This window comes from Glutamicibacter sp., assembly GCF_032154645.1.
Lineage (GTDB): Bacteria > Actinomycetota > Actinomycetes > Actinomycetales > Micrococcaceae > Glutamicibacter.
Map to the genome: position 1 here is coordinate 328777 of NZ_JALDXV010000002.1, position 22538 is coordinate 351314.

The 22538-nt window shown below is 61.7% G+C and carries 26 protein-coding genes; 10 read left to right on the forward strand and 16 right to left on the reverse strand.

The genetic code is table 11. From position 1 onward, the window contains the following. The first annotated feature begins 5 nt into the window (after nt 1-5). Nucleotides 6-1238, forward strand: a complete 1233-nt coding sequence (locus tag RUH64_RS03400; protein WP_313811297.1) for a dihydrolipoamide acetyltransferase family protein — start codon at nt 6-8, stop codon at nt 1236-1238. 25 nt (nt 1239-1263) lie between these two features. Then, nucleotides 1264-2586, forward strand: coding sequence for an MFS transporter (locus RUH64_RS03405; protein WP_313811298.1), 1323 nt, complete (start codon nt 1264-1266; stop codon nt 2584-2586). Between the two features lie 69 nt (nt 2587-2655). Here the strand turns inward: RUH64_RS03405 and rbsD are convergent, their stop codons facing one another. The 3 genes from rbsD to RUH64_RS03420 form a co-directional block, all read right to left on the reverse strand. Beyond that, the gene (gene rbsD / locus RUH64_RS03410) at nt 2656-3039 is read right to left on the reverse strand and encodes a D-ribose pyranase (protein WP_313811300.1); all 384 of its coding nucleotides are present in this window, start codon (nt 3037-3039) and stop codon (nt 2656-2658) included. A 17-nt stretch (nt 3040-3056) separates the two neighbouring features. Further along, nucleotides 3057-3953 carry a ribokinase gene (locus RUH64_RS03415; protein WP_313811302.1) on the reverse strand — a complete coding sequence of 299 codons (897 nt, stop codon included), beginning with the start codon at nt 3951-3953 and terminating at the stop codon, nt 3057-3059. A gap of 89 nt (nt 3954-4042) precedes the next feature. Then, the gene (locus RUH64_RS03420; RefSeq protein WP_313811304.1) at nt 4043-5080 is read right to left on the reverse strand and encodes a LacI family DNA-binding transcriptional regulator; all 1038 of its coding nucleotides are present in this window, start codon (nt 5078-5080) and stop codon (nt 4043-4045) included. Between the two features lie 256 nt (nt 5081-5336). Here RUH64_RS03420 and RUH64_RS03425 point away from each other — a divergent pair, with 256 nt between their 5' ends. After that, nucleotides 5337-6014 (forward strand): metal-dependent transcriptional regulator, encoded by a 678-nt coding sequence (locus RUH64_RS03425; RefSeq protein ID WP_313811306.1) that lies wholly within the window; start codon nt 5337-5339, stop codon nt 6012-6014. Between the two features lie 100 nt (nt 6015-6114). Here RUH64_RS03425 and RUH64_RS03430 read toward each other — a convergent pair whose 3' ends face one another. Together RUH64_RS03430 and RUH64_RS03435 are read right to left on the reverse strand one after the other, a co-directional pair. Then, complete coding sequence (locus RUH64_RS03430) at nt 6115-6804, reverse strand: phosphonatase-like hydrolase (protein ID WP_313811308.1); 690 nt, start codon at nt 6802-6804, stop codon at nt 6115-6117. Between the two features lie 31 nt (nt 6805-6835). Continuing rightward, nucleotides 6836-7597 (reverse strand): GntR family transcriptional regulator, encoded by a 762-nt coding sequence (locus RUH64_RS03435; protein WP_313811310.1) that lies wholly within the window; start codon nt 7595-7597, stop codon nt 6836-6838. 168 nt (nt 7598-7765) lie between these two features. On the opposite strand from RUH64_RS03435, the gene RUH64_RS03440 reads away from it, so the two are divergent. The 5 genes from RUH64_RS03440 (at nt 7766) to RUH64_RS03460 (ending at nt 12132) form a co-directional block, all read left to right on the forward strand. Then, nucleotides 7766-8965, forward strand: a complete 1200-nt coding sequence (locus tag RUH64_RS03440) for a TIGR03364 family FAD-dependent oxidoreductase (RefSeq protein ID WP_313811311.1) — start codon at nt 7766-7768, stop codon at nt 8963-8965. Between the two features lie 28 nt (nt 8966-8993). Beyond that, a complete protein-coding gene (locus tag RUH64_RS03445) occupies nt 8994-9917 on the forward strand; it encodes a phosphate/phosphite/phosphonate ABC transporter substrate-binding protein (RefSeq protein ID WP_313811312.1) in 924 nt (307 codons plus the stop codon). Further along, complete coding sequence (locus tag RUH64_RS03450; RefSeq protein WP_313811314.1) at nt 9917-10678, forward strand: phosphonate ABC transporter ATP-binding protein; 762 nt, start codon at nt 9917-9919, stop codon at nt 10676-10678. Before RUH64_RS03445 ends, RUH64_RS03450 begins: the two co-directional genes overlap by 1 nt. Then, nucleotides 10675-11547: a phosphonate ABC transporter, permease protein PhnE gene (phnE, locus tag RUH64_RS03455; RefSeq protein ID WP_313811315.1), complete on the forward strand. Its 873-nt coding sequence runs from the start codon at nt 10675-10677 to the stop codon at nt 11545-11547. The genes RUH64_RS03450 and phnE overlap by 4 nt, the downstream gene beginning before the upstream one ends. A 132-nt stretch (nt 11548-11679) precedes the next feature. Further along, nucleotides 11680-12132 (forward strand): hypothetical protein, encoded by a 453-nt coding sequence (locus tag RUH64_RS03460; protein WP_313811317.1) that lies wholly within the window; start codon nt 11680-11682, stop codon nt 12130-12132. A 106-nt stretch (nt 12133-12238) separates the two neighbouring features. On the opposite strand, the gene RUH64_RS03465 is transcribed toward RUH64_RS03460, so the two are convergent. The 8 genes from RUH64_RS03465 to RUH64_RS03500 form a co-directional block, all read right to left on the reverse strand. After that, nucleotides 12239-12493, reverse strand: a complete 255-nt coding sequence (locus RUH64_RS03465) for a hypothetical protein (RefSeq protein ID WP_313811318.1) — start codon at nt 12491-12493, stop codon at nt 12239-12241. Nucleotides 12494-12534: 41 nt separating this feature from the next. Then, the gene (locus RUH64_RS03470; RefSeq protein WP_396275979.1) at nt 12535-13365 is read right to left on the reverse strand and encodes a metal ABC transporter permease; all 831 of its coding nucleotides are present in this window, start codon (nt 13363-13365) and stop codon (nt 12535-12537) included. A gap of 41 nt (nt 13366-13406) precedes the next feature. Then, entirely contained in the window at nt 13407-14162 is a 756-nt protein-coding gene (locus tag RUH64_RS03475) for a metal ABC transporter ATP-binding protein (RefSeq protein WP_313811322.1), read from the reverse strand. Beyond that, nucleotides 14159-15100, reverse strand: a complete 942-nt coding sequence (locus tag RUH64_RS03480) for a metal ABC transporter substrate-binding protein (protein ID WP_396275974.1) — start codon at nt 15098-15100, stop codon at nt 14159-14161. Before RUH64_RS03480 ends, RUH64_RS03475 begins: the two co-directional genes overlap by 4 nt. 81 nt (nt 15101-15181) lie before the next feature. Beyond that, the gene (gene hutG / locus RUH64_RS03485; RefSeq protein WP_313811324.1) at nt 15182-16156 is read right to left on the reverse strand and encodes a formimidoylglutamase; all 975 of its coding nucleotides are present in this window, start codon (nt 16154-16156) and stop codon (nt 15182-15184) included. Nucleotides 16157-16249: 93 nt separating this feature from the next. Continuing rightward, entirely contained in the window at nt 16250-16903 is a 654-nt protein-coding gene (locus tag RUH64_RS03490) for a peptidyl-tRNA hydrolase (protein ID WP_313811325.1), read from the reverse strand. A gap of 66 nt (nt 16904-16969) precedes the next feature. Then, a complete protein-coding gene (locus RUH64_RS03495) occupies nt 16970-17323 on the reverse strand; it encodes a cupin domain-containing protein (RefSeq protein WP_313811326.1) in 354 nt (117 codons plus the stop codon). A 67-nt stretch (nt 17324-17390) separates the two neighbouring features. After that, on the reverse strand, nt 17391-18218 hold the full coding sequence (locus RUH64_RS03500) for a hypothetical protein (protein WP_313811328.1): 828 nt from the start codon (nt 18216-18218) through the stop codon (nt 17391-17393). Between the two features lie 458 nt (nt 18219-18676). Between RUH64_RS03500 and RUH64_RS03505 the strand changes: the two genes are divergently transcribed. Beyond that, nucleotides 18677-19471, forward strand: coding sequence for a MerR family transcriptional regulator (locus tag RUH64_RS03505; protein WP_313811329.1), 795 nt, complete (start codon nt 18677-18679; stop codon nt 19469-19471). Nucleotides 19472-19519: 48 nt separating this feature from the next. Here RUH64_RS03505 and RUH64_RS03510 read toward each other — a convergent pair whose 3' ends face one another. Together RUH64_RS03510 and RUH64_RS03515 are read right to left on the reverse strand one after the other, a co-directional pair. Further along, nucleotides 19520-20014 carry a hypothetical protein gene (locus tag RUH64_RS03510; RefSeq protein WP_313811330.1) on the reverse strand — a complete coding sequence of 165 codons (495 nt, stop codon included), beginning with the start codon at nt 20012-20014 and terminating at the stop codon, nt 19520-19522. A gap of 162 nt (nt 20015-20176) precedes the next feature. Next, nucleotides 20177-20386 carry a helix-turn-helix domain-containing protein gene (locus tag RUH64_RS03515; RefSeq protein ID WP_313811331.1) on the reverse strand — a complete coding sequence of 70 codons (210 nt, stop codon included), beginning with the start codon at nt 20384-20386 and terminating at the stop codon, nt 20177-20179. Between the two features lie 226 nt (nt 20387-20612). Here RUH64_RS03515 and RUH64_RS03520 point away from each other — a divergent pair, with 226 nt between their 5' ends. Continuing rightward, entirely contained in the window at nt 20613-21101 is a 489-nt protein-coding gene (locus RUH64_RS03520; protein WP_313811333.1) for an Lrp/AsnC family transcriptional regulator, read from the forward strand. A 263-nt stretch (nt 21102-21364) separates the two neighbouring features. Here RUH64_RS03520 and RUH64_RS03525 read toward each other — a convergent pair whose 3' ends face one another. Further along, complete coding sequence (locus RUH64_RS03525) at nt 21365-22528, reverse strand: MFS transporter (protein WP_313811335.1); 1164 nt, start codon at nt 22526-22528, stop codon at nt 21365-21367. Nucleotides 22529-22538: the final 10 nt, after the last annotated feature.

A 22538-nucleotide genomic window follows, 5' to 3' on the forward strand; every position in this document is an offset into this window, starting at 1 on the left:
TTTTCATGGCATCTGTCATCACCATGCCCGCCATCATTGCCGATGCATCAAGTGCGCTGCTCGCCGCTTGGCATAAGCAGCCAGGCGACACCGTTCAGGCAGGCGAGCCGCTGGCCGAAATCGAAACCGAAAAAGCCACCGTGGACTACGAGTCGGAGGCTTCCGGCATCCTGGCCCAGCTGTTGGTTGCAGCAGGAGAGGACGTAGCGGTGGGCGCACCCATCGCCGTGTTGACCCAGGAAACAGACTCCGAAGAACAGGTGGCTGCGGCGCTCGCCCAGGCCGGGCTCGGTGCTCAACCAGTGACCATCACGCCGGAAGCAGCAGCTCCCGTCGCGGTCCAGCGGACCTTCAGCTCCCCGCTGGCCCGTCGTATGGCCCGCGAACACCAGATCGATCTGGCGCAGCTGCAAGGCAGCGGCCCCTCGGGCCGCATTGTGCGCAGCGATGTTGAAAAGGCCATCGCCGCCGCGGCGCCCGTGTCTTCACCGGCACCAGTTCAGCTGGCTGTCGCCGGCCCTGCATCGGTCGCAGCTTCCGCCGCGGCAGAACTTCCAGCCGGAGCAACTCGGGTTGAACTCACCAGGATGCGCAAGGCGATAGCCCGCCGATTGAGCGAGTCGAAGAGCACCGTGCCGCATTTCTATCTGTCTCAGGACATTGAGGTGGATGCGCTGCTAGCTCTGCGTCAGCAGCTCAAGGCGGCCAGCCCTGCAAGGATCACCGTCAACGACCTGATTCTCAAGGCTGTTGCCCACGCCCTGATCGAGGTGCCGGCAGCCAACGCCTGCTGGAATGAGGACTCCATCACCCAGTTCTCCACCGCCGATATTTCAGTGGCCATCGCCACCGACACAGGACTGGTGACCCCGGTGCTGCGCGGGGCGCAGGCCATGTCTTTGGGCACCGTCAGCAGCACCGTGGCGGATTTTTCCGCCCGTGCCAAGAGCAACAACCTCAGCCCTGCGGAGCTTGCCGGCGGTTCATTTACCGTCAGCAATCTGGGAATGTTCGGCACCCAGCAGTTCACTGCCATCCTCAATCCGCCGCAGGCAGGCATCCTGGCGGTCGGCGCCGCAACGCAGCGCCCGGTAGCCAGAGACGGTCAGCTGCAGGTAGCCACCGTGATGACCTGCACCCTATCCGCCGATCACCGCGTCATGGACGGGGCCGTCGCGGCACAGCTGCTCGCGGCTATTCAACGAAACCTCGAGCAGCCGCTCTCACTCTTGGTCTAAAACTTCTTCGACAATGGAGTCACCAATGAACACCCTCAATACCTCGGCAACATCCGCTCGCAGCGTTGCGGCCGTCAACACCAAAATCATGCGCCGGCTCATGCCGCTGCTCATGCTGGTCTACGTCATTTCCTTCCTTGACCGCACGAATATCTCCATGGCCAAGGACCGGCTCGAAGCCGACCTCGGGCTGTCGGCCGCCGCCTACGGCCTGGGCGCCGGGCTGTTCTTCCTGGCCTACGCCGCTCTGGAAATTCCAAGCAATATGATCATGCACAAGGTCGGCGCCCGGGCATGGATCTTCCGCATCATGATCACCTGGGGCATCATCTCCGGTTGCATGGCGCTTGTGAACAACGAGGCAAGCTTCTATATTCTGCGCATCCTGCTAGGCGCCGCCGAAGCCGGTCTCTTCCCTGGCGTCATGCTGTACCTGACCTATTGGTTCGGCCGGGACATGCGCGCACGCGCCAATGGCTACTTCCTGGTCGGTGCCTGCATCGCCAGCATCATCGGCGGTCCGCTGGGCGGTCTGCTGTTGCAGCTCGATGGCGTGGGTGGGCTGTACGGCTGGCAGTGGATGTTCATCATCGAGGCAATTCCTGCGGTGCTGCTCTCCCCCGTCATCCTGCTGATGCTGCCGAATAAGCCGCAGGATGCCAAGTGGCTCACCGCTGCGGAAGCCACAGAGATCACCGAGCGCCTGGCCCGCGAGGAAGCCGAATCGTTGGCGGCCTCCGGAACCCGTTCCTTCATCGGCATTTTCAAGGATCGCACGGTGATGTTCGCGATCTACATCAACCTTGCCCACCAGATTTCGCTCTATTCGGTCACCTACTTCCTGCCGAGCATTATCGCCAAGGCTTCGGAAACCACAATGGCTACCTGGCTGATCGGTTCGTTGGCCGCCATTCCCTGGTTCTTCGGCGCTTTGGGCGCGCTGTTCATCACCCCTCGGGTCACCAAAACCCCGAACCGCACCAAACGCGCTGTCACCGTCGGCCTGCTGGCCATGACGGTGGGCACCGTCGTCGGCGTCATCGGCGGCCCGGTGCTCGGCATGGTGGGCTTCGCCCTGGCAGGTTTGTTCTGGTTCGTGGTCCAGCCGATCATGTTCTCGGTCCCGGGAAACCGGCTTGGCGGCCTCACCCTGGCCACCGGCCTGGCGCTGATGAACACCGTGGGCATTACCGGCGGATTCTTCGGACCAACCGTCATGGGCTTTGCCGAGACTGCCTCCGGCAACCCGCTGGCAGGGCTCTGGTTCGCAGTAATCCTGTTGCTCCTGGCGGTTGTGGCCTCGTTCTTCCTGCAGTTTGATCCCACCAAGAAGTTGAAGAAGAACTAGTCATTAAAGCCATGATGCCTTGAACTGCGGTGCGCCGCAGTTCAAGGCATCATGTAGTTAATTCGCTGGTTAGAAGGGCACGCCGCTGCGCAGGATCACATTGGCGTAGGCGGTGGCTTCTCCGGTGCGCACCACGAGTTTCGCGTTGGAGATCTCCCGCTTCAGCGCTTCGTGGCTGATGAACTCCGGGGCCAGTCCCGCCTGTTCGCACCAGGTCTGCACCTCGGTGCCCTGAGCCTCAGAGGCCAGGGTGCTGTGCTCGATGACCAGGTTGCGGGTCAGCACCTCAAGCACCGCGGTGAAGCTCAACTGCCCTTTGACCAGGGCAAGGTCGACGACTGGCGTCCGAGCAGGCAGCGGCAGCCCGTAGTCGGCGATGATCACCGTGTCGGTGTGCCCCAGGGTGGCCAGCTGCGCCAGCAGCGGTGCGTTGAGGATGTCGGTTTTAAGCACTGTGGTGCGGTCCTTCTTTAGATAGTGTCAAGGCTGCGCGGATAGGATGCCTGGGCTCCGTGGCCCTGCACCGACATCGCAGCAAACTTTCCGGCGAATTCAGCCGCCTGTTCTAGGCCGTCCCCTGCCGCCAGCCGTGCCGCCAGGGCTCCGGTGAAGGCATCTCCCGCACCGGTGGTATCTACCGCCGCGACCTTCACCGCCGGCAGCTGCTGCACCTGATCGCCCTCGGCCACCAGGCAGCCGTTGGCGCCGAGGGTGATGACCACCGAGGCAATGCCGTGGGCCAGCAGCTTCGCGGCGATCGTCTCCTCTGGCTCGTCGATCGGATGCTGTGCGCCGTCCAGTTGGGCAAGGATCAGCGCCGCCTCGTGCTCGTTGGCCACCAGCGGATTGGCCGCCAGCAGGTATTGGCGCTGAAGTTCGATGACCGGAGCCAGGTTGAGCACCACGCGCTCCTCCGCTGCATCGATGGCGGCCGCGATGCCGGAGGCTGGGATCTCTCCCTGCAGCACTAGAATGCCGTGCAGCGCCCCGGCATCCCGCACCGCCTTGGCGTCCACGCCCGCGTTGGCCCCGGAGACCACCGCAATGCAGTTCTCCGCGGCGGCGTCCACCTGGATGATCGCCACCCCGGTGTTTGCCTCGACCCGCGCCACGCGTTCAAGTACTACGCCGGCGGCGTCCAACTGCTCCAGGGCGATCTGTGCGTTCAGATCCCGTCCGACCGCGCCGATGAATTCGGTACGCGCCCCCGCCAGGGCTGCTGCCAGGGCCTGGTTGGCGCCCTTGCCTCCGGACGTGAGTTGATAGGAGTCAGCCAGCACGGTTTCGCCCGGAGAAGGCAGCCGGTTCATCAGCGCGGTGATGTCGACGTTGCTGGAACCGACGATGGTGACCTGGGGCTGCTGCATGCTGCTCTCCTTTGCTCTGCACGCCCGAGTCGGGCGGTGACATGGTGTGTTAGTTGGCTGTGTACTCGATTTTCTACACTTTGAACGTCTCAGTCCACAGCTGCACCGGTGCGTGCCGGCGCCAGGGATTCTCGCTGGGTGAAGTGGCTGATGAATTCTTCGGGTTCCGGTGGCTGCCCGGCCATGACCGCGCGCAGTGCTGCGACCGCCGCCCGGCCCATGCCGGATAAATCGTGGCTGATGGTGGAGATCGGCGGGTCATGCATGAGCATCGCGTCCACCTCGTCGAAGGTGATCACCGAAAGCTGTTCGCCCACCGTGATTCCTGCTTCGCGCCAGACGGTCAGTGCGCCGATGGCCATGGGTGCATCGGCGATAATCACCGCCGTGGGCTGCGCAGGGTGTTCGATCAGCCAGCGGGCGGCGCGGGCGCCCGAGCCGGATTTGAAGTCGCCGGTGAAGTGCAGGCTCGCATCAACTTCGAGGGCGTTGGCCTCCAGCGCGGCGTCGAAGGCTCGGTGGCGTTCGCGGGCGGTGGAGGCGTGGGCCGGGCCGCCGATAAAGGCGATGGCCCGGTGACCGAGGCCCTTGAGCGTCGCGATGGCTTCGTTCAATGCCTCGGTACTGGATGCGGTGATCGACGGAACCTGGACTCCGGCCAGGCTACGGTCGACGAAGACCACCGGGGTGCCGGAGTCGATCAGCCGCCGCAGCATGTCGCTGGGGCGTTCGGCGTCTTCGGTCAGGCCCTGCGGGACCATGATCAGCCCGTCGACGCGGCGTGAGAGCATGGCGGCCAGGAAGTCGTCCTGCTGGGCTGAGTCTTCGTTCGCGTTGCCGATGAAGGTCATGATGCCTTCGGCATGCGCCTGCTGTTCGACCGCGTGGGCGAGGTCTGAGAAGTAGGGGTTGCGCACATCCGAGATCAGCAGCGCAATGGTGTCGGTTTTGGTGGAGCGCAGGGAGCGGGCCTGGGCGTTGGGGACGAATCCAAGTTCATTGGCGGCGGCTTCAACCTTTTTGCGGGAAGCTGGCGAGGTTGCCGGGTGACCAGAAAGCACGCGCGAGGCGGTGGCGGAAGATACGCCAGCGGCCTTGGCCACGTCTTTGATCGTGATGGCATTCATCGTTAGAAAAGCCCCTTTGCTTCACTATGTAATCGATTCCATGGAATCGATTACATAGTTTTCCCCACGCCCTCCGCGGTGTCAAACGAAACGCCTGCATGATGGTCTATGGAAATCTCAGACTTTTGGAAAAACCTCGCTTTACAAGGCCGCCTTAAGCTCAGGGAATGTTTGATGAATAATAAGTCAGATTTAATTCGGCGGGGCTCCTGGGCCCTGCACACGGGCCGCGACCCGGTTGACTATCATGGATAGCGTGTCGGTAAACCAGCTTTCAGACAGCGCGCAAAACTATCTCAAGATCATCTACGGCCTCAACGAGTGGTCTGACGAGCCTGTCACCGCCAGCGTAATCGCGAGCAAATCGGGGATGAAGCTCTCCACCGTCTCCGGCGCCCTAACCAAGCTGCGCCAGCAGGGTCTGCTGGACCACGCCCCCTATGGTGCTGTCAGCCTTACGGATCAGGGGCGCGAATATGCCGTTGCTATGGTGCGCAGGCATCGCCTGATCGAAACATTCCTAGTACAGATGCTCGGCTACGGCTGGGAGCAGGTGCATGACGAGGCCGAACAGCTTGAACATGCAGTCTCCGACTTCATGATTGCGCGCATCGACGACCTCTTGGAGCACCCAACCCGCGATCCCCACGGCGACCCCATCCCCACCGCCGCCGGCGAGGTGGCGATACCGCAGGCCATCCAACTGGCCAACGTGAAAGACGGTTCACGCGTTGTGGTCGAAAGGATCTCGGACGACGACTCCGAGCTGCTACAGTACTTCCTTGAACACGGCATCACCGTAGGCGCGCAGCTGCAGATCACCGCTGGCGATCCGTTCTCCGACACTCTGGAGATCCAGGCGGATGCTTCTGCAGAACCCCTGCGACTAGGGATTCGAGCCACGAGCTCCGTGTGGGTTTCAGCAGCCAACTAGCCTTAATGATTCAGCCGAACCAAGTCACAGCTCGACCCCGCCCGTGTAGTGAAGGCGGGGTCGAGCAATGCTTTCAGGCCGATCAGGGTCGAAAACCAAACTAGGCCTTCACTGACAGGTGAGAGATGTACTCGGGCAGCTGGCGCACGCCGTCGAGGATCACGTCATGTTCAAAAGACTCAAGGTCTTCGCGTCCAAGCTTTCCGGTGAGCACGCCCACGGCCTTGACCCCCGCGTTGGCGGCTGCCTGAAGATCGTTCACGGTATCTCCGGCAGCAATCACCCGGGCGACATCGCGCACCCCGGTCAGTTCCATGGCACGGTGGATCATATAGGGGGCGGGACGACCCGCAGCGACTTCGTCGGCCGTCACCACGGCATCTAGCAGTTCACCCTCACCGGTTTTCCAGCCCAGCTCGGCCAATAAGACGCTCGCCACATCGCGGGAAAAACCTGTGGTCAACGCGATCTTGATACCCTGCTTCCGCAGCCTTTCAAAGGCTTCGAGCACTCCTGGCAGCGCTACAGGCGGGTTGGCCGCATAGTAGGAGAGCAGCAGTTCGCGGAAACGGTCGAAGGTTGCATCCACCAGCTTGTCATCCGCGGCACCTCCGCCAAGCAGGATCAGGTTGGTGATGGCTTCGCGCTTTTCGGCGCCCATCCACAATTGCAGGTTTTCCTCGCTGACCTCAACCCCGGTTTCCTTCACCGAGTTGGCCAGCGCACGATAGACGTCCGCATGTTCGTCGATGGTGGTTCCCGCCATATCGCAGGCAACAAGTTCAATCATGATGCGCTCCTTCGTAGTTGAAATGTTTTCTTTAGGCAACGGCGCTGGGCACGCGCGAAAGTGCTGCCCGGTGCTCGCTGGTGTTTTCTATGGTGAAATTTGCCAACTGCGGCAGGTAGCGGTCATCGGAATATTCCACGACCTCACCGGTGCTGGTGGAGGTAATGCGGCGCTCGCGCAGCAGCGGGGTGCCTTCGGCGATCCCGAGCAATTCGCTGTCCTTGGCGTCGGCGGCCACCGCGTCGATGATGTGCCGCCCGCGGGCGAGGTCTACCCCCTGCTCACGCAGATACCTGAAGATCGAGCCTGAGTCGGTATCGAAGTCGAAGAGCAGCCGACCTGCTTCAGCTTCAAAACTGCTGCGCTCGATCATTGCCGGGGTGCCGTCGAGCAGTCGTAAACGCAGCACCTGCACCACCATGCTCGCCTCATCGACGTGCAGATGACCCGCCACCTGCGCATCTGCAGGGCGCTTGGCCAGCTCGATGGTGCGCTGCCCCGGTTCCTGCCCCATCGACTGCGCCCATTCGGTGAAGGACATGAATGTGGAGAAAGACTGCGACTTCACAGCATGCGCCACCACGGGCGGCTTGCCCTGTCCGCCGGCAATCAGCCCTTCGGCGCGCAGGGTGGCAAGTGCGTGGCGGACTGTTCCACGCGAAGCGTTGGATTGCAGACAGAGTTCCGCTTCACTGGGCAGCGCAGCTCCCTCCGCCCAGCGGCCGGAGGCGATGTGGGTCCGCAATTCCTCGGCCAGCACCTGATGCTTTGGTTGATTCTTGATCTGAGACACAACTTGATCATACAAGTGGAAATTCCCCGATCATAGGGGTTTAGAAGGCCTGGAAATGAAGCTTTGGTGAACGGAAATTCCGCAATCTGAACTTTAGCCAAACTTGTACAAACAAGTACCATTTTGGCTTGAAATTGGCGGTCGGCCCCGCGGAAGATCGATTCCGTGATGAACGAAAACAACTTGAGCAAGCTGCCGGAAACCATCGGATCTGCCGATGTAGTCATCGTCGGTGCGGGCATCGTCGGCCTGGCCCACGCGGCCCGCGCACTGGACGCCGGCTACACGGTGACGGTCATCGAGCGCGACCACCAAGCGGTCGGAGCCTCGGTCCGCAACTTCGGACACTGCTGCATTACCGCGCAGAGCGGCGAGCTCTATCGGATTGCCCAGGACGGTCGTCCACTGTGGCTTGACTACGCACGGCGTGCAGGCTTTTGGGCCGTTGAATCCGGCGCGGTGGTCGTCGCCGCCACCGACACCGAGATGCAGGTGCTCTTGGAGCTGTCCGGCGAGCGCGAAGCTGGCCAGGTGAAAATGCTCAGCGCAGAACAGGTGGCGGCAGAGCTTGGACGCACCGATACGCATGGCATCCTCGGCGGTGCCCTGCTGCGCGATGACCTGCGGGTGGACCCGCGCACCACGGTGTCCAAACTCGCCGCGTGGATCGATGCCCAGCCCGGGGGCCGCGTGCTGTTCAACACCAGCGCCCTGGGATTCGACGCCGGCGAGGCAAGCCGCGCGGTAGTGCGCACGAGCCGCGGAGAGATTGCCGCGAACCAGGTGTTCGTGTGCGTCGGACACGACGTGGACTACCTGTTCCCACAGCTTGCGGCCGAGCATCAGATCAAACGCTGCGCGCTGCAGATGGCCCGCTCCGCAGTTCAGGAGGAGCTGAAAGTGTCCCCCGCAATTCTGACCGCCACCTCGATGCTGCGCTATGAAGCGTTCACCGGGGTGCCCTCGGCGGACAGGCTGCGTCAGGAAGTCGCCGCCCGTTCCCCGCAGCTGCTTGCGGCCGAGGCCAACATCATGTTCACCCAGCGTCCGGACGGTTCGCTGCTGGTGGGAGATTCGCACACCTACGACCTGACCCAGACTCCGTTCCTGAACGAGCGCACCTCTACCGATCTGCTTGAGGAAATTGAAGAAATTTTGGGTGCCGGGCAGTTGGAAATCGCCGAACGCTGGCAGGGCGTTTATGCCTCCAGCGCGGTGGGGCCGCTGCTTGTCGCCGATGTTGCTGACGGCGTCACCATTGTCTCGGTGACCGCCGGTGTCGGAATGACATTGTCCTTCGGTCTGGCGCAGCGAAATATCGCTCATCGCCTGACCGATTCCCGCCAGCTGAGCCCGCTGGTCAAGTAGCCCTTCACACTTTTTGGAGTAACTCGCAATGAAGCTTTCCCGCACACTTCCCCTGGCAGCCCTGTCCCTCGGCCTACTGGCCGTGACTGCCTGCGGCGCCACCGATGCCAACGGCAGCACCGAAGCCGAGGCCAAACCCTCCTACTGCGCCGACGGCCCGGTCAAGTTCGGCATCGAACCATTTGAGGCCCCAGCCAAGCTGGAGCCTGCCTATGGGGTGCTGGCCGACGCCCTTGAGCGTGAGCTGAACTGCGAGGTCGAGGTCCAGGTGGTCGAGGACTACTCGGCCGAGGTGCTCGCCATGCGCAACGGCAAGCTGGACCTGGGCCAGTTCGGCCCGGTGGGCTACGTGTTCGCCAGCGAACAGGCGGGAGCCGAACCGCTGGTCTCCTTCGGCACGGCGGACGGCAAGCTGAGCACCTACACCGCCGGCATCTGGGTCCCCAAGGATTCAGGGATCAAGAGCGTCGAAGACCTGCGCGGCAAGGATCTAGCCCTGGGCGGCGTCGGCTCAACTTCCGGCGATGTGCTGCCGCGCTACGCGTTGAAGACCGCCGGGGTTCCGGAGGCCGAGGTGAACATCAACTATGCCGGCGGGCACCCGGAGGCGCTGCTGGCGCTGAGCAACGGCACGGTGGATGCAGCCCAGATCAACTCGCAGACCCTCGCCACCGCACAGGCCGAGGGCAGCTTCAAGCAGGAGGACTTCCGACAGATCTGGACCTCCGAGCCCATCCCGAATGATCCGATCACCGTCCGCCAAGACGCCGATCCTGAGTTGAAGGAAGCGGTGAAGCAGGCGCTGCTGAACCTGCCCAAGGAGGACATCACCCAGGTCGGCGAGTTCCTGGATGTCTCTCCGGCGGGAAAGCTGCTGGAAGTCTCCAAGGACACCTACAAGCCGCTCTTCGACCTGGCCAGTGAAATGGGCCTGACCGAAAAGGACGTCTAATGCAGAACGCAGCATTGAGCGTCAGCTCCCTAGCCAAGTCCTTCAACGGCCGCAAGGTGCTGGACGACGTGGATTTCCAGGTCAACCGCGGCGAACTGGTCGCCTTCCTTGGCGCCAATGGTTCGGGCAAGTCGACCACGCTCAAATGCGTGGCGGGGTTGACCGAACCGGATGCCGGGCGCATCGAGCTCGACGGCACTGAACTGGCAGGGCTCGCCGGCCGACAGCTGAGCCTTGCCCGTTCCAAGGCGGCGATGGTGTTCCAGAAGATCCATCTGGTCCCGCGGCGCACGGCGCTGGACAATGTCTGCACCGGAGGGCTGGCCCGGGTGAACGGACTCGGCTCGATCTCCCCGCTGTTCTTCTCCCGCGATCTGCGCGAGGAAGCCATGGCATGCCTGGAGCGGGTGGGCCTGGCGGAGCGTGCGCTGGAGAAGGTGGGGCGGCTCTCCGGCGGTCAACAGCAGCGTGTGGCCATTGCCCGGGCCCTATGTCAGCGGGCCACGGTGCTGCTGGCGGACGAGCCGGTCTCCGCCCTTGACCCGCTGGCTGCCGAGAACGTGATGGAGCTGCTGGCGCAGCTGGCCCACGAGGAAAACCTGGCGGTCGCCGCGGTGCTGCACCAGCCCGACCTTGCCATCCGCCACGCTGACCGTGCGATCGGACTGCTGCACGGGCGGATCACCTTTGACGCCCCGGTCTCCCAGTTGACCGACCAGGTCCTGAACACCCTGTACTCCCCCGAAAGGAACGCGGCATGAGCGTGCTCTCCCAGCCACGAATCGGCGAAACGGCCACAAGCACCGCAGCTGTATCCTCCACCGCCACCCGGCTTGAGGTGCCAATCGACCCGCACCGCGGGCGCAAGCGCATGATGTGGATCAGCGCCGCGGTCATCATCGTGGTGCTGCATCTCCTGGCATTTGCCGGCACCGACTTCGACCCCGCCCTGCTGGTCGAGGGCTGGCAGGGCATGGCTGCCTTCATGGCCGATGCCTTCCCGCCGAACCTCGACTGGGAAACGGTGATCAAGCCGGGTCTTGAGGCAACCCTTGTCACCCTGTGGATCGGCCTGCTGGGCACCACGCTGTCCATCCCCAGTGCCCTGCTATTGGCGGTATTCGCCTCCCGCACCACCACCCCGCACCCGCTGGCCTATCAGGCATCGCGGGCAATCCTTTCATTCTTCCGCGCGGTGCCGGACATCGTCTTCGCCCTGATCTTCGTCACCGCGGTGGGGCTGGGCCCCTTCGCCGGCGTGCTGGCGCTGATCTGTCACAACACCGGTGTGATGGGCAAGCTCTGGGCCGAGTCTTTGGAAGAGACCGATCAGGGTCCGCAGGAGGCCTTGGCCACCGCCGGCGCGTCCCGGCTGCAGCAGATCGCCCACGGCTCGCTGCCGCTGGTGATCCCGCAGTTCGTCGGCCTGCTGCTGTACCGCTTCGACGTGAACGTGCGTTCGTCGCTGGTCCTCGGCTTGGTCGGCGCCGGAGGCATAGGCCTGCTGATCAACCAGGCGATCAAGTCATTCCAGTTCGACACGATGCTCACGCTGATCATCATCGTGCTGCTGCTGATCATTCTCGTGGATCAGGCCTCCGGCTTCATCCGCCGCAAGTTGGCCGTCTAGCAGCTTCCCGAGAAGGTCCGGTGGACGGAACCCCTGCAGGGTTCGGCCTGCCGGACTTCTTCACGTCCGTACCCGGGCTGTAGCGTTGATGACTGCAGCTTGCGAATTCCACCACCGGATCCGAGGAGCCCTATGTCGGCACAATCTGCTAATCACCCGTCGCTGCGTCGGGGCAATGGGCCGCTAGCGCGCATCGTCTTGGCATTGCTCGGAGGCGGTGCGCTCTTGGTGACCCTTGCTTGCGTCGGAGTCATCGTCTCATCCCTTGCGGAAGATCGGGCGCCCTACGAGGCCACGGTGACCGCAGAGTCAACCGATGTCGATCTCGGACGCTGCGTCAAAGCCCGCGAATACACGGTTGACTACATGTTTGAAGGGCGGGAAGTCACCGAGTCGTTCCCACTGTGCGCCACGGGCGGGGAACTGCAGGTAGGACAGCATGTTCAGCTGTGGCGCGGCGCCTCGGGCCACCTCATTACCACGCCTCCGCAGTCGATCGCCTGGATGACTGCAGTCTTTGCGGTGCTCAGCACGGCCCTAACATTCTTCTGCCTGCGGGCGGCCATTCGGAAGAACAGTCCATAGCACCGGCACGGCGAGCGCAGCTTAGGCGACGACTTCTCCCGTAGGCCGCCCCTCCTCGTCGAGGATCCAGCCCAGGCATTTGAAGGAGCGGATGCCGACGCAGGTTTCAAGGATGTCCACCGGCTCGCACCTGCAGGTTGAACACGAGAATTGCCTCGCCGCTAGTTCCAGCAAGCAACCTGACATTGCGCAGGGCGAGCATGGTGAAGTCGATCCCGAGGCCGTCTGCGGTAGTTCCTTGGTCGGCGAGGCAAGCGCACCACCGGGCCCAACCTTCGAGCTGTCCACCGGCGAACCGTGCGGCGCCGGTGGAGCAACCTGCGTGGGTGTGCTCCCCAGCTTGCCCACGCGTGGCACACATCCTACGCTCAATTGGCCGGCGGTTAAAGGGGGTGGGACACCCTAGTTTGCTACGGCTACCGCCTTGCGCCGGTTCTTGGCCGCCAGCCGTGCGGCGATCAACCCGTGGCGCGGGCTGAAGAAGTACACGAACGCGAAGATGATCCCCTGAGCCAGCACCACCACGCCGCCGGTTGAGGCATCCAGGTAGTAACTGATATACACGCCGACCACGCCGCCCAGGGCCGCCAGCACCGGGGCGATCACCAGCATGGAGGAGAACTTGTCGGTGAGCAGGTAGGCGGTGGCACCCGGGATGATCAGCATCGCCACCACCAGGATGACGCCCACCGCCTGCAGCGCCACCACCGAGGTCATGGCCAGCAGGTCCAGCAGCAACGCGCCAAGCAGCCGCGGGTTCACCCCGAGGGCGTGCGCGTGGGTCGGGTCGAAGGCGTAGAGGGTGAAGTCCTTGCGCTTGAGCATCAAGATGGTGAAGGTGATCGCGCCCAGTGCCAGCACCTGCCACAGGTCGGCTGCAGAGACGCCCAGCAGGTTGCCGAAAATGATGTGGTTCAGATCCACCTGGCTGGGGGTGATGGAGATCAGCACGAGCCCGAAGGAGAACAGCGTGGTAAATACGATGCCGATGGCCGCGTCCTCCTTCAACCTGGAGGTGTCGCGCACCCCGCCGATCAGAGCCACCGCCAGGAACCCGAAGACCAGGGCGCCCAGGGCGAAGGGTGCACCGACGATGTAGGCAAGTACCACCCCGGGCAGCACTGCATGGGAGACCGCATCTCCCATCAGCGACCAGCCGATCAGCACCAGCCAACAGGACAGCAGCGCACACAGCACCGCAGCGATGATCGTCACGGCGAGCGCGCGGACCATGAAGGTGTAGCTCAGCGGCTCGGCGAGCAGTTCGAACAGATTCACAGTGCGCCTCGGTTCATCGGGTCGAGCCCAAATGCCAGGGCAAGGTTTTCGGGTTTCAGGATTTCTTCCGGGGAGCCGTGCATCAGCACCCGTCGCATCAGCAGGATCGCCTCATCGGCCAGTTCGGGAAGTGCGTGCAGGTCGTGGGTGGAGACCAGCACGCTGCCCCCGGCATCGGCTACCTCGCGCAGCAGCCTGGTGATGGTGCCCTCGCTGCGTTTGTCCACCCCGGCGAAGGGCTCGTCGAGCAGCATGATGGATGCCTCCTGCGCGATAGCGCGGGCAACGAACGCGCGCTTCTTTTGTCCGCCGGAGAGCTGTCCGATCTGCCGGTCGGCAAAGTCGGTGAGTTCCACGCGTTCCAGCGCCTTGTCTACCGCCCGCTTGTCTGCCGCCCGCACCCGGCGGGTGAATCCCATGTGGCCGTAGCGGCCCGTCATCACCACCTCGCGCACCGAGATCGGGAAGTCCCAGTCCACCGCCTCGGCCTGCGGTACGTAGCCGATCAGCTTGTCCTTGCGTGCCTGGGCAGGGCTGCGCCCGTTGACCAGCACCTGTCCGGAATCGGGTTTGATCTGGCCCATGATGGTTTTGAAGAGCGTGGATTTGCCCGAACCATTCATGCCCACCAGGCCGCAGACCTTGCCACGGCCCAACTGCACGGTGGCGTCTTCCAGCGCGCAGACGCTGCCGTAGTGCACCGAGACCCCGGTGACGTCCACCGCCCGGGTGGCGGAACTTGCTGCATTCATCGTGGGTCTCCCGTCAAGGCGTTGGCGATCAGTTCGGTATCTTTGGTGATCAAGTCGAGGTAGGTCGGCACCGGCCCGTCGGGCGCGGACAGCGAGTCGACGTACAGCGTCCCGCCGTAGTGTGCGTCGGTGGATTCGACCACGCGCTGCATGGCGGCGTCGGAGACTGTGGATTCGCAGAACACGGCCGGCACCTGATGCTCGCGCACGTAGTCGATGGCCGAGGCGACCTTGCGCGGGGTGGCCTGCGATTCGGCGTTGACGGCCCAGAGGTATTTTTCCTTCAGGCCCACGTCCCGGGCGAGGTAGCTGAACGCGCCCTCGCAGCTGACCAGCACCCGCTGGGCTGCCGGGATCTTTTCTAGCTTCGCGGTGAGTTCATCATGCACCGCCTGCAGCTGCTGTTGATAGGTCCGGGCGTTGGAGCGGTAGTCCTGTGCGTGGGCCGGATCCAATTCGCTGAAGGCGTCCGCCATTCGCGCCACGTACTTCTGCACGTTCAAGGGGCTCATCCAAGCGTGCGGGTTGGGCTTTCCCGCGCCCTCTTCTTCGGCGATGTCGATGACGTCGACGTCTCCGCTGACGGTGACGTGGGGAGCTGAGCTGTCGGCGGTGAACTGGGCGAACCAGGCTTCGAGGTTCAGCCCGTTGTCGATGATCAGATCCGCGTCCGCCGCGCGGCGCAGGTCATCCGGGGTGGGCTCATAGCCGTGGATTTCGGCGCCCAGTTTGGTTAGCGATTCGACGCGCAGGTGATCTCCCGCAACGTTCTCGGCGATGTCAGCCAGCACCGTAAAGGTGGTCAACACCACCGGCCGTTCGTCCGCGCCGTCCTGCTGCGCAGGTTCTGGCGCGGTGGAACAGCCCGCCAGCCCCAGCACCAGAATGGATGCGGCGGCCGCCAGCGCCCGCCAAGTTCTTCGTTCCCGCGTTCCCAATCAACTGCCCTTAAAACAAAATCCCGCAATGAGACGAATGGTTTCGTCTCATCACAGGATAATGTTTGTGGGGTCAAACTTTCAATTCGCAGGGGTCGACTTTGTGGTTGCCAGTGCGTAGATCAACCGAGCAGCGCTGCGTGCAGTGCGTGAATCGACGTCGTATTTGGGATTGAGCTCCACCACGTCGGCGACCTTGAGCTTTCCGCTGGATGCCACCTGCTTGCAGACCTGCGAGATGATCTTCATCGGCACGCCTAGGCCCGCCGGGGCGCTGACCCCTGGTGCCACGCTGGCAGGCAGCACGTCCAGGTCGATGGTCAAATAGAGTACGTCGATGCCTTCGAGGAAGTCTGCAACAAACTCCGCCGCACCCTGCTCGCTGCAATCCTCGTCGAGAAGGTACTTTGCGCCGAGCGCATCGGCCGCGTTGAACAGCACCTTGGTATTGTTCGGTTCGCTGATGCCCAGCACCGCATAGTGGAATCCGCGGCCGGTGTTCTGCAGGTTCTCAGCCAGGTTCAGGAAGGGGGTGCCGCTGCTGCGGCGGTCGGCGCGGCGCAGGTCAAAGTGCGCATCAAGGTTGAGGATGCCCACGCGCACATCGGGATTCTGGTCATAGAAATGGTAGATCCCGCTGCCGGTGCCAAAGGCGGTTTCATGTCCGCCGCCGAGGATGATCGGAAGGCTTCCACCGCTCAGCGCAGCATCCACCGCTGCAGCGAGCCGCGCCTGGCCCTGCTCCAATTCATCGCCCGTCACCACGATGTCGCCGAGGTCTATGAGCTTGCGCTGCTCGTGAATGGCCAAGGGGGCCAGCGCCTTGCGCAGCGCCGAGGGGCCTTCAGCGGCACCCACCCGGCCTTTGTTGCGCAGCACCCCGGCATCCGAGGCGAAGCCCAGCAGCGCAACACTGCCCTCGAGTCCCGCTTCGGCTCCGGATTGGACCTGCTGGTGCCAGCGCAGATGCACGTCCTCGGTGCCGTCGATTCGTCCATCCCACTGCGGAGCCTTGCGGTCGACCTTGACGTTCGTTTGATTGGAAGATTCATCCATACTTCCAGAACAACAGATCACCAGGGTGTTTACCAGCGCTTGACGCATTGTACGTCTGTAATTACAGACAGAACGGGGCGAACGGCGTAGAAACTACAGAACCGACTCGAAAACAAAGGCGGTCATCGACCCCGGCTCGATCTCCGTGCGTCCGGCATCTTGGATCACGGGACCTGCCGCGCGTGAAGCGAGCTGCTGGAATTCACCCTTGGACAGGTGCCGAATCCCCACCGGTGCATGCGCCGAGAGCCACTGCTCGATCCGCGCCGGGTCGGCCTGGGTCAACCAGGCGAACAGCGCATGGGCACCCTGCGCCGCCGCCTTGCCCGTAGACATTTCAAGTGAATCATTGAGGGCGATATTGATGACCGAATTCAGGACCTCATCGCTTTTGGGCAACTGCGTTCCGGAGACCTGCAGCTTGGCAATCAACTTTGGCAGATCATCGGCCGGCAGCGGGGGCAGGCCGACTGCCTGCGCCTTGCCGACCTCGCTGACCATCGCCTCGGGGAACAGTTCCAGCACCTTGGCGAACATCTTCGGATTAGCGCGGCGCACGGACTTGGCAAATGCCTGCTCCGCCCAGGTCTGCCAGTCGGGAAGGTGCGGGTCTTTGAGGTAGGCGATGACCGCCGCCCGCGCCACGGCGCTGAGCCCCTCGTCCTCGGTGGACGGATCCTCCTTGTCGATGCGCAGGATAATCGGCTGTACCAGCTCGCCGGGATCACGTTCGCGAAGTTCACTCATAGTCACCAGTCTATTCAGCTTCGCAGCGATGCCCCTCCGCTCGACTCGCACCGCAGCGGGACAGCACTAGGAGCTGAGGAAGGTGACGGTAATGCGCGCCCGCTGCCGCGCCAGGACAGCATGCATGACGTTTGCTTCAACGAATACGGACCCGCCCGTACTCAACCGATGGGTGTCGCCGCCGACCCGGAAATCAACTTCTCCTTCGATCACGTTGACGAGAATCGGCGTGCGCGCCATATGGTCGGCAAGCTCCACGCCGGCGTCGAAGGCAATCTCGGTGATCTGCGCCTTCTCGCCGGAAAAGATGCGCTTGGCGGCGTATTTACCGGACTTGATGGGATTTCCTTGGCCGTAGTCTGCCAAGCTGTTTGCGATCAGCTGCGCATCGGCACTGGTCCCGGTGTCTTTTGGCTCCACGTCGCATCCCCTTGCCCTTGGGTACATCTCACTTGCCATCATGCCATGCGGTGGACCGCCGGCAATTTCAGTGGCTGCGCCTTTTAACCTTGTGCACGATCAGCAGGACAACGCTGCTGAGCATGGCCACAGCCAGGGTCGCCAAAGACGGCCCCTGCAGTCCGCTGAAGCTCAGGTTCGACGCCACCTGATCGGTGAAGCTTTCAAGCCCCGCACCGAAGCCAGCCTTTTTGGAGGAACCCAGCCCCGCCAAGGCGGTGAATACGGCAGGCATAATCCATTGGATCGCCAGAGCCAACAGCCAGATCAGCAAATTTGCGGCCCGCAGGAATCCCAAGGACCCAAGCACCAAACCCAGAACCACCGGTCCCGCATAGCTCAGGTAGGCGGCATACTCCCCCACCGCCCCGATCAACGATGCGATGATCTGCAGCCAATAACTGATAGCTGTGGTCAACAGCGCTACCAATGGCACCGCGGCGAGCAGCGGAAGTTTTGCAATGAGGTAATACAGGACCTGGCACACCACAAAGATGCTGCCGACAACCCACAGTTGATGTTCCGACGAGGCCGAAATCTTACCGGAGAAAATCTGCGGGTTAAATGCATAGAGCCCCTGGAGTACGAATCCCAGCAGCGCCAAAACCACTCCAAGATCGGTCATCACTGCGAACTTGGTAACCCCGCGCCCCATCCTGCGCACAAAATATGCCGAGAGCAGCGTCAGCACCGAGAACACCACCAGCAGACCCAGCATGTCGTTGGAGGCATGCGGGAAGATGGCGCTGTCATCCTTGCCGATCCACAACCACGGCAGGACAATCACTACCGTCATCAATAGACCTGCAACGAGTTGCATCCACCAGTTTTGCCAGACGCGTGCAGTCGATCTCAAAGTTGCTCCTTTGTGTTCCTACGCGCTCATTCTGTCAGAGCCTAGGCGTCGACCACGGACATTCAACTGGTGTTTCATCGCGTAGGCCGACCTTAAAGCAGCGAACGGCCCGTATCCATTCCATACCCTGTGGAATGCATACGGGCCGTTCGCTTCTCACCTCAGCGTCGATGCGGATGGTCGATGCCCTCGAACACGATACGAGATAACTTTGGTCAAGCATCCTGTCGGTGAAAGCCGCTTTCGGCGATAGCCGCCGCGGCTTTAACTAGATCCAGTAAATATCAAATTAGTCATAGTGTGCAATTGGCACTCCCAGCATTGATCAATCCGACTAATTTCTACTGAAACAATCCGTCATAACCGGCCATTTTGCTGAATGCTCTGCCCATCGTGACTTGGAACACCATGAATGACCCATTGACCTTGACGCAACGTCAACCATTAGCGTGAATGTCATGAAGAACTTGTCTGCGGTGCACCACGATGATGAAGCCTTCAGCATTGCTGAGGTCGCGAAGGCGGCCGGCGTCACCAGCAGGACCTTGAGGCACTACGACCATATAGGCCTCCTGCCCCCGGCATATGTCGCCCAGAACGGCTACCGCTTTTACGGACAGGAAGAACTCATCAGGCTTCAACGAATACTCCTTCTGAGGCAACTGGGTTTAGCGCTGGACACCATCGGGGAGGTTCTCGATTCCAAGCAAGATCAGGCGCGGGCACTTGAAACGCACGTTCAAGATCTACAACGGCAGCGGGAAAAACTTGATCGACAGATCAACGCCCTTCACCACACCATCGACGTACTAGCAACGGGAGAAACAATGAATCTCGATTCAGCCTTTGAAGGCTTTAACGATCAATACAAAGATGAGGTCACCGAGCGCTGGGGCGCCGAGGCCTACAAGAAATCAAATGACTGGTGGCGCTCCAAAACCGCTGCGGAACGTTCGAACTTCATGGAGCTCGTCAAGGAACTCAATCACGATTGGTCCGCCGCCGGCGACAGCGGAGCCGCTCCCGGGGATACCATCGCCCAGGAACTTGCGGCCCGTCATGTTCAATGGCTGCGCAGCGTTCCCGGCACTCCCGCTTCCTCGGGTGACCCGGAAGAACTGAAAATGTATGTTTTGGGCCTGGCGGACATGTATGTCGCCGACGAGCGCTTCGCCAAGAATTACCGGGGTCATGCTCCGCTGGTCCGCGATGCACTCAAAATCTTTGTCGCCCAGCTCAGCGAAGAAGGGTAGCTCTTTTCGATTCCCACCTCGCTGACTGAGCTGATTTTGATGGGACGGCTAGTCCTGTTCAAATTTCGATGAAAATCGCTCACGCGGGGTGGGAATCTGATTTTTTACGGCTTCGACGTAGCTGTCCACGACTGCGTAACCATCATCGACAGGTACCACCGAATTTCCGCCCTGCACCAAAAGAGATCCATCCGGTTGAGCGATTGCGTTGAAGACGTAGCTGCGGCCCACCTCAGGAAGCATGGTGTCGTCAGGCGTCACCGTTGTGTTCAGTTCCCTGCTGAACCCGCCGGAGATCTGCACCGGCACAGAATCGTTGGTCAACAGACTTCCCTTGAGATTCTGCTGCACCAAGATCGTGTAGTTGGTAAAGGGAGCAGCAATAGTCGACGTTCCCGTTGACGTCTCAAGGGTTACCTGCCCGTCGTATTCGGCGTCCCCCTGTGAAACGACCTTGGCGACGAAAACATAGTCAGCGTCGCCCACTACCGAGGCAGGGTCTTCGACGTTGATCCAATAGGCATCGCCCGTTCCCGAGAACACCGACTGCTCCTTGGATTGAGAAGTTGACTCCGAGTGAGAGCTTAATGCACAGGAAGAAAGCACGAGCGAAGCAAGCAGTCCACAACTGACCATACTGATGGCAGGACTCAGACCCAGAGACTTCGACATTATTTTCCTCTGCCTCGCAAAGATCAATTAGAACTAGTCAAGGTCGGAACCCTGAGCCAGATCTTCGCGGGCTTGGGCATAGCGCCCCTGAATGTATTCTTCCAAGGCCTCGCGTTCAACGCGCCACATTCCACGGCCGCCGATCTGGATCGCTTTGAGCTCGCCGCTTTTGACCAGCGCCCGAACTTGCGGGAGCTTCACGTTCAACTCTTCTGCGACGTCTTCCAACCGTAGAAACCTCATGAATTTAGATTACTGTCGTTTGCCACTGTTTAATTCATTTCGGAACGATTTGTGGAAAACTCGCTTCTTCTGGCCGTCACGACGAATTTGCCGCTGTCGGCCGGTGAGATTGCAACAAAACCGGTCAGTCCGTGCAATACAGTTGGGCTCTACTGGTCATTTTGACTAAAGTTTAGTACTGGAACTCGCGTTCATCGCGCACACGCCGTCACAGGAGACTTCACACATGACTTCGGATACGTATCAGCTCGACGAAACCGATCGACGTATCCTCTTGGCACTAGATGCCGACCCGCGAGTGCCCATCATGATGCTGGCCCAGCAGCTCGGTCTTGCACGCGGCACCGTCCAGACTCGTCTTGAGCGGCTGGCCAATTCGGGTGCACTGCGTTCTAACACCGCAAGGATTCTTCCTGCCTCCATGGGCCGCGGCGTCAGCGCATTTGTCAGCGCAGAACTTGACCAGGCCCGATTGAACGAAGCCATTGCCGGCCTGCGCCAGATCCCTGAGGTGCTTGAATGCGTCGCCCCGGCAGGCGACACAGATCTGCTGCTTCGTGTAGCCGCCACCGACCCCGACGACCTGTACCGAGTCAGCGAAGAGATCCGTCTCTGCCCCGGCATCACCCGCACCTCAACCTCGATGATCCTGCGCGATGTCATTCCCTACCGCACCACCGAATTGCTCAAGAAGCTCGGCGGCGACAAGCACTAATTTCTATTCTTGTCATATGTACCGAGGGAGCGATCGTGCCTAAGTTGTCTGCTCTAGACACGTAAAAGTCGGCCTACCAGGCTCTGCCCCGATATCTCTATGCCGCTATTGGGGAGCGACCAAGCCAGCACATAGCTTGCGTGCCTAGAGTAGTTATTACCTTCTTCAAGGTGCGAGTGATGATGATGTGATTCTGGCTCCGTTGCACAGCAACGGAGCCAGAATTCATTTATTGCCGATAAAGACATTTCAGTCAGGAAACACTATGCGGTGATGACCGCCTCAAGATTCTTGCCCGGAAGATACTTGCGGGCTCGGTACACCTGAATCATCGATGCAGAGCACAGCAGGACTAGCAGGACGATGAACCACACAGGGTCGGCCACCATGCGCCACAACGCAAAGAAGGTGGGGAAGGTAAAACCGATGAAGCAGCACATGTAGAAGCGACCCGTCAGCTTGCCGATGTCCGCCGGCCCTGCCAGATCCAATACCTGGCTGAGCCCGGCAACCAAGAGGATGCCGTTGGCCGAGCCAGAAAGCACGAATGCCACGGCACCCAAGACCAACGATCCTGTCAGTGCTACGGCAATCATGCTCAACAGCGCCAGTAGCGCCACCGCAAGACCTACCATCAGCAACATGATCCGGCTGACATCGTTGAAACGTTTGATCAGCGGCTGAATCCCTGCGCCCATGCCCATGGTGACCACCACCGCCGTGGTGGTGTAGAGCAAGGTCGACTGGCCCGGAGGCGAGCTGAGCGCCGGAACCACGGCGAAGCCGGTGGCCGCCATGCCGAAGACCCATGGGGCGGCCGGAAGCACCAGTCGCGTGAATCGTTTCATGTTGGCTGCGCTGGTGTGCATCTGCTGCTGCACCGGCGCAGAATCTTTGGACAGCTGCGTCGCTGGGAGCGGGCGGTCTTCCTTCGCGGTGAGCATCAACAGCAGCCAGGCAAGGGTGGCCAGCGCGTGCACGGCGTAGGCAACTTCGGGGCTCTGTGTCCCGCCGACGATGGCACCTGAAATTGCCGGGCCGATGGCGAAGCCTGCGGAGGTGCACAGCGCCGCCCGTGTCGCTCCGGCAGGTCCCAGGCTGATGACCTTGACCCAGCTGGTGACGGCAACCATGGCCAGTCCCATGCCCAGGCCGGTGAAGACGCGGCCCGCATAGAGTCCAGCCTCGGCGAACAGTCCCGTCATCAGGGCGAGCGATCCGAGGATGGAAAAGCCGAGGGCCGCCAGGGTGAAGGGCTTGCGGCCAAAGCGGTCGGCCAGCGGCCCGCCGTAGGCCAGTGCCGGGATCATCCCCAGCAGGTAGCTTCCCATCACCAGCATTGCTTCGAATTCGCTCAGTTCGCGGTGCTGCTGATACCAGCTGATCAACGACACGTACTGGTTGGCGCACCAGCCGGTGAGGATCAAACAGATTCCC

Bases quoted from the DNA above. Each gene is read 5' to 3' on its own strand.
- RUH64_RS03400 (WP_313811297.1), top strand. From the start codon at position 6: ATGGCATCTGTCATCACCATGCCCGCCATCATTGCCGATGCATCAAGT.
- RUH64_RS03405 (WP_313811298.1), top strand. From the start codon at position 1,264: ATGAACACCCTCAATACCTCGGCAACATCCGCTCGCAGCGTTGCGGCC.
- RUH64_RS03415 (WP_313811302.1), bottom strand. From the start codon at position 3,953: ATGCAGCAGCCCCAGGTCACCATCGTCGGTTCCAGCAACGTCGACATC.
- RUH64_RS03420 (WP_313811304.1), bottom strand. From the start codon at position 5,080: ATGAATGCCATCACGATCAAAGACGTGGCCAAGGCCGCTGGCGTATCT.
- RUH64_RS03430 (WP_313811308.1), bottom strand. From the start codon at position 6,804: ATGATTGAACTTGTTGCCTGCGATATGGCGGGAACCACCATCGACGAA.
- RUH64_RS03440 (WP_313811311.1), top strand. From the start codon at position 7,766: ATGAACGAAAACAACTTGAGCAAGCTGCCGGAAACCATCGGATCTGCC.
- RUH64_RS03445 (WP_313811312.1), top strand. From the start codon at position 8,994: ATGAAGCTTTCCCGCACACTTCCCCTGGCAGCCCTGTCCCTCGGCCTA.
- RUH64_RS03450 (WP_313811314.1), top strand. From the start codon at position 9,917: ATGCAGAACGCAGCATTGAGCGTCAGCTCCCTAGCCAAGTCCTTCAAC.
- phnE (WP_313811315.1), top strand. From the start codon at position 10,675: ATGAGCGTGCTCTCCCAGCCACGAATCGGCGAAACGGCCACAAGCACC.
- RUH64_RS03460 (WP_313811317.1), top strand. From the start codon at position 11,680: ATGTCGGCACAATCTGCTAATCACCCGTCGCTGCGTCGGGGCAATGGG.
- RUH64_RS03465 (WP_313811318.1), bottom strand. From the start codon at position 12,493: ATGTGTGCCACGCGTGGGCAAGCTGGGGAGCACACCCACGCAGGTTGC.
- RUH64_RS03470 (WP_396275979.1), bottom strand. From the start codon at position 13,365: ATGGTCCGCGCGCTCGCCGTGACGATCATCGCTGCGGTGCTGTGTGCG.
- RUH64_RS03475 (WP_313811322.1), bottom strand. From the start codon at position 14,162: ATGAATGCAGCAAGTTCCGCCACCCGGGCGGTGGACGTCACCGGGGTC.
- hutG (WP_313811324.1), bottom strand. From the start codon at position 16,156: ATGGATGAATCTTCCAATCAAACGAACGTCAAGGTCGACCGCAAGGCT.
- RUH64_RS03490 (WP_313811325.1), bottom strand. From the start codon at position 16,903: ATGAGTGAACTTCGCGAACGTGATCCCGGCGAGCTGGTACAGCCGATT.
- RUH64_RS03505 (WP_313811329.1), top strand. From the start codon at position 18,677: ATGAAGAACTTGTCTGCGGTGCACCACGATGATGAAGCCTTCAGCATT.
- RUH64_RS03515 (WP_313811331.1), bottom strand. From the start codon at position 20,386: ATGAGGTTTCTACGGTTGGAAGACGTCGCAGAAGAGTTGAACGTGAAG.
- RUH64_RS03520 (WP_313811333.1), top strand. From the start codon at position 20,613: ATGACTTCGGATACGTATCAGCTCGACGAAACCGATCGACGTATCCTC.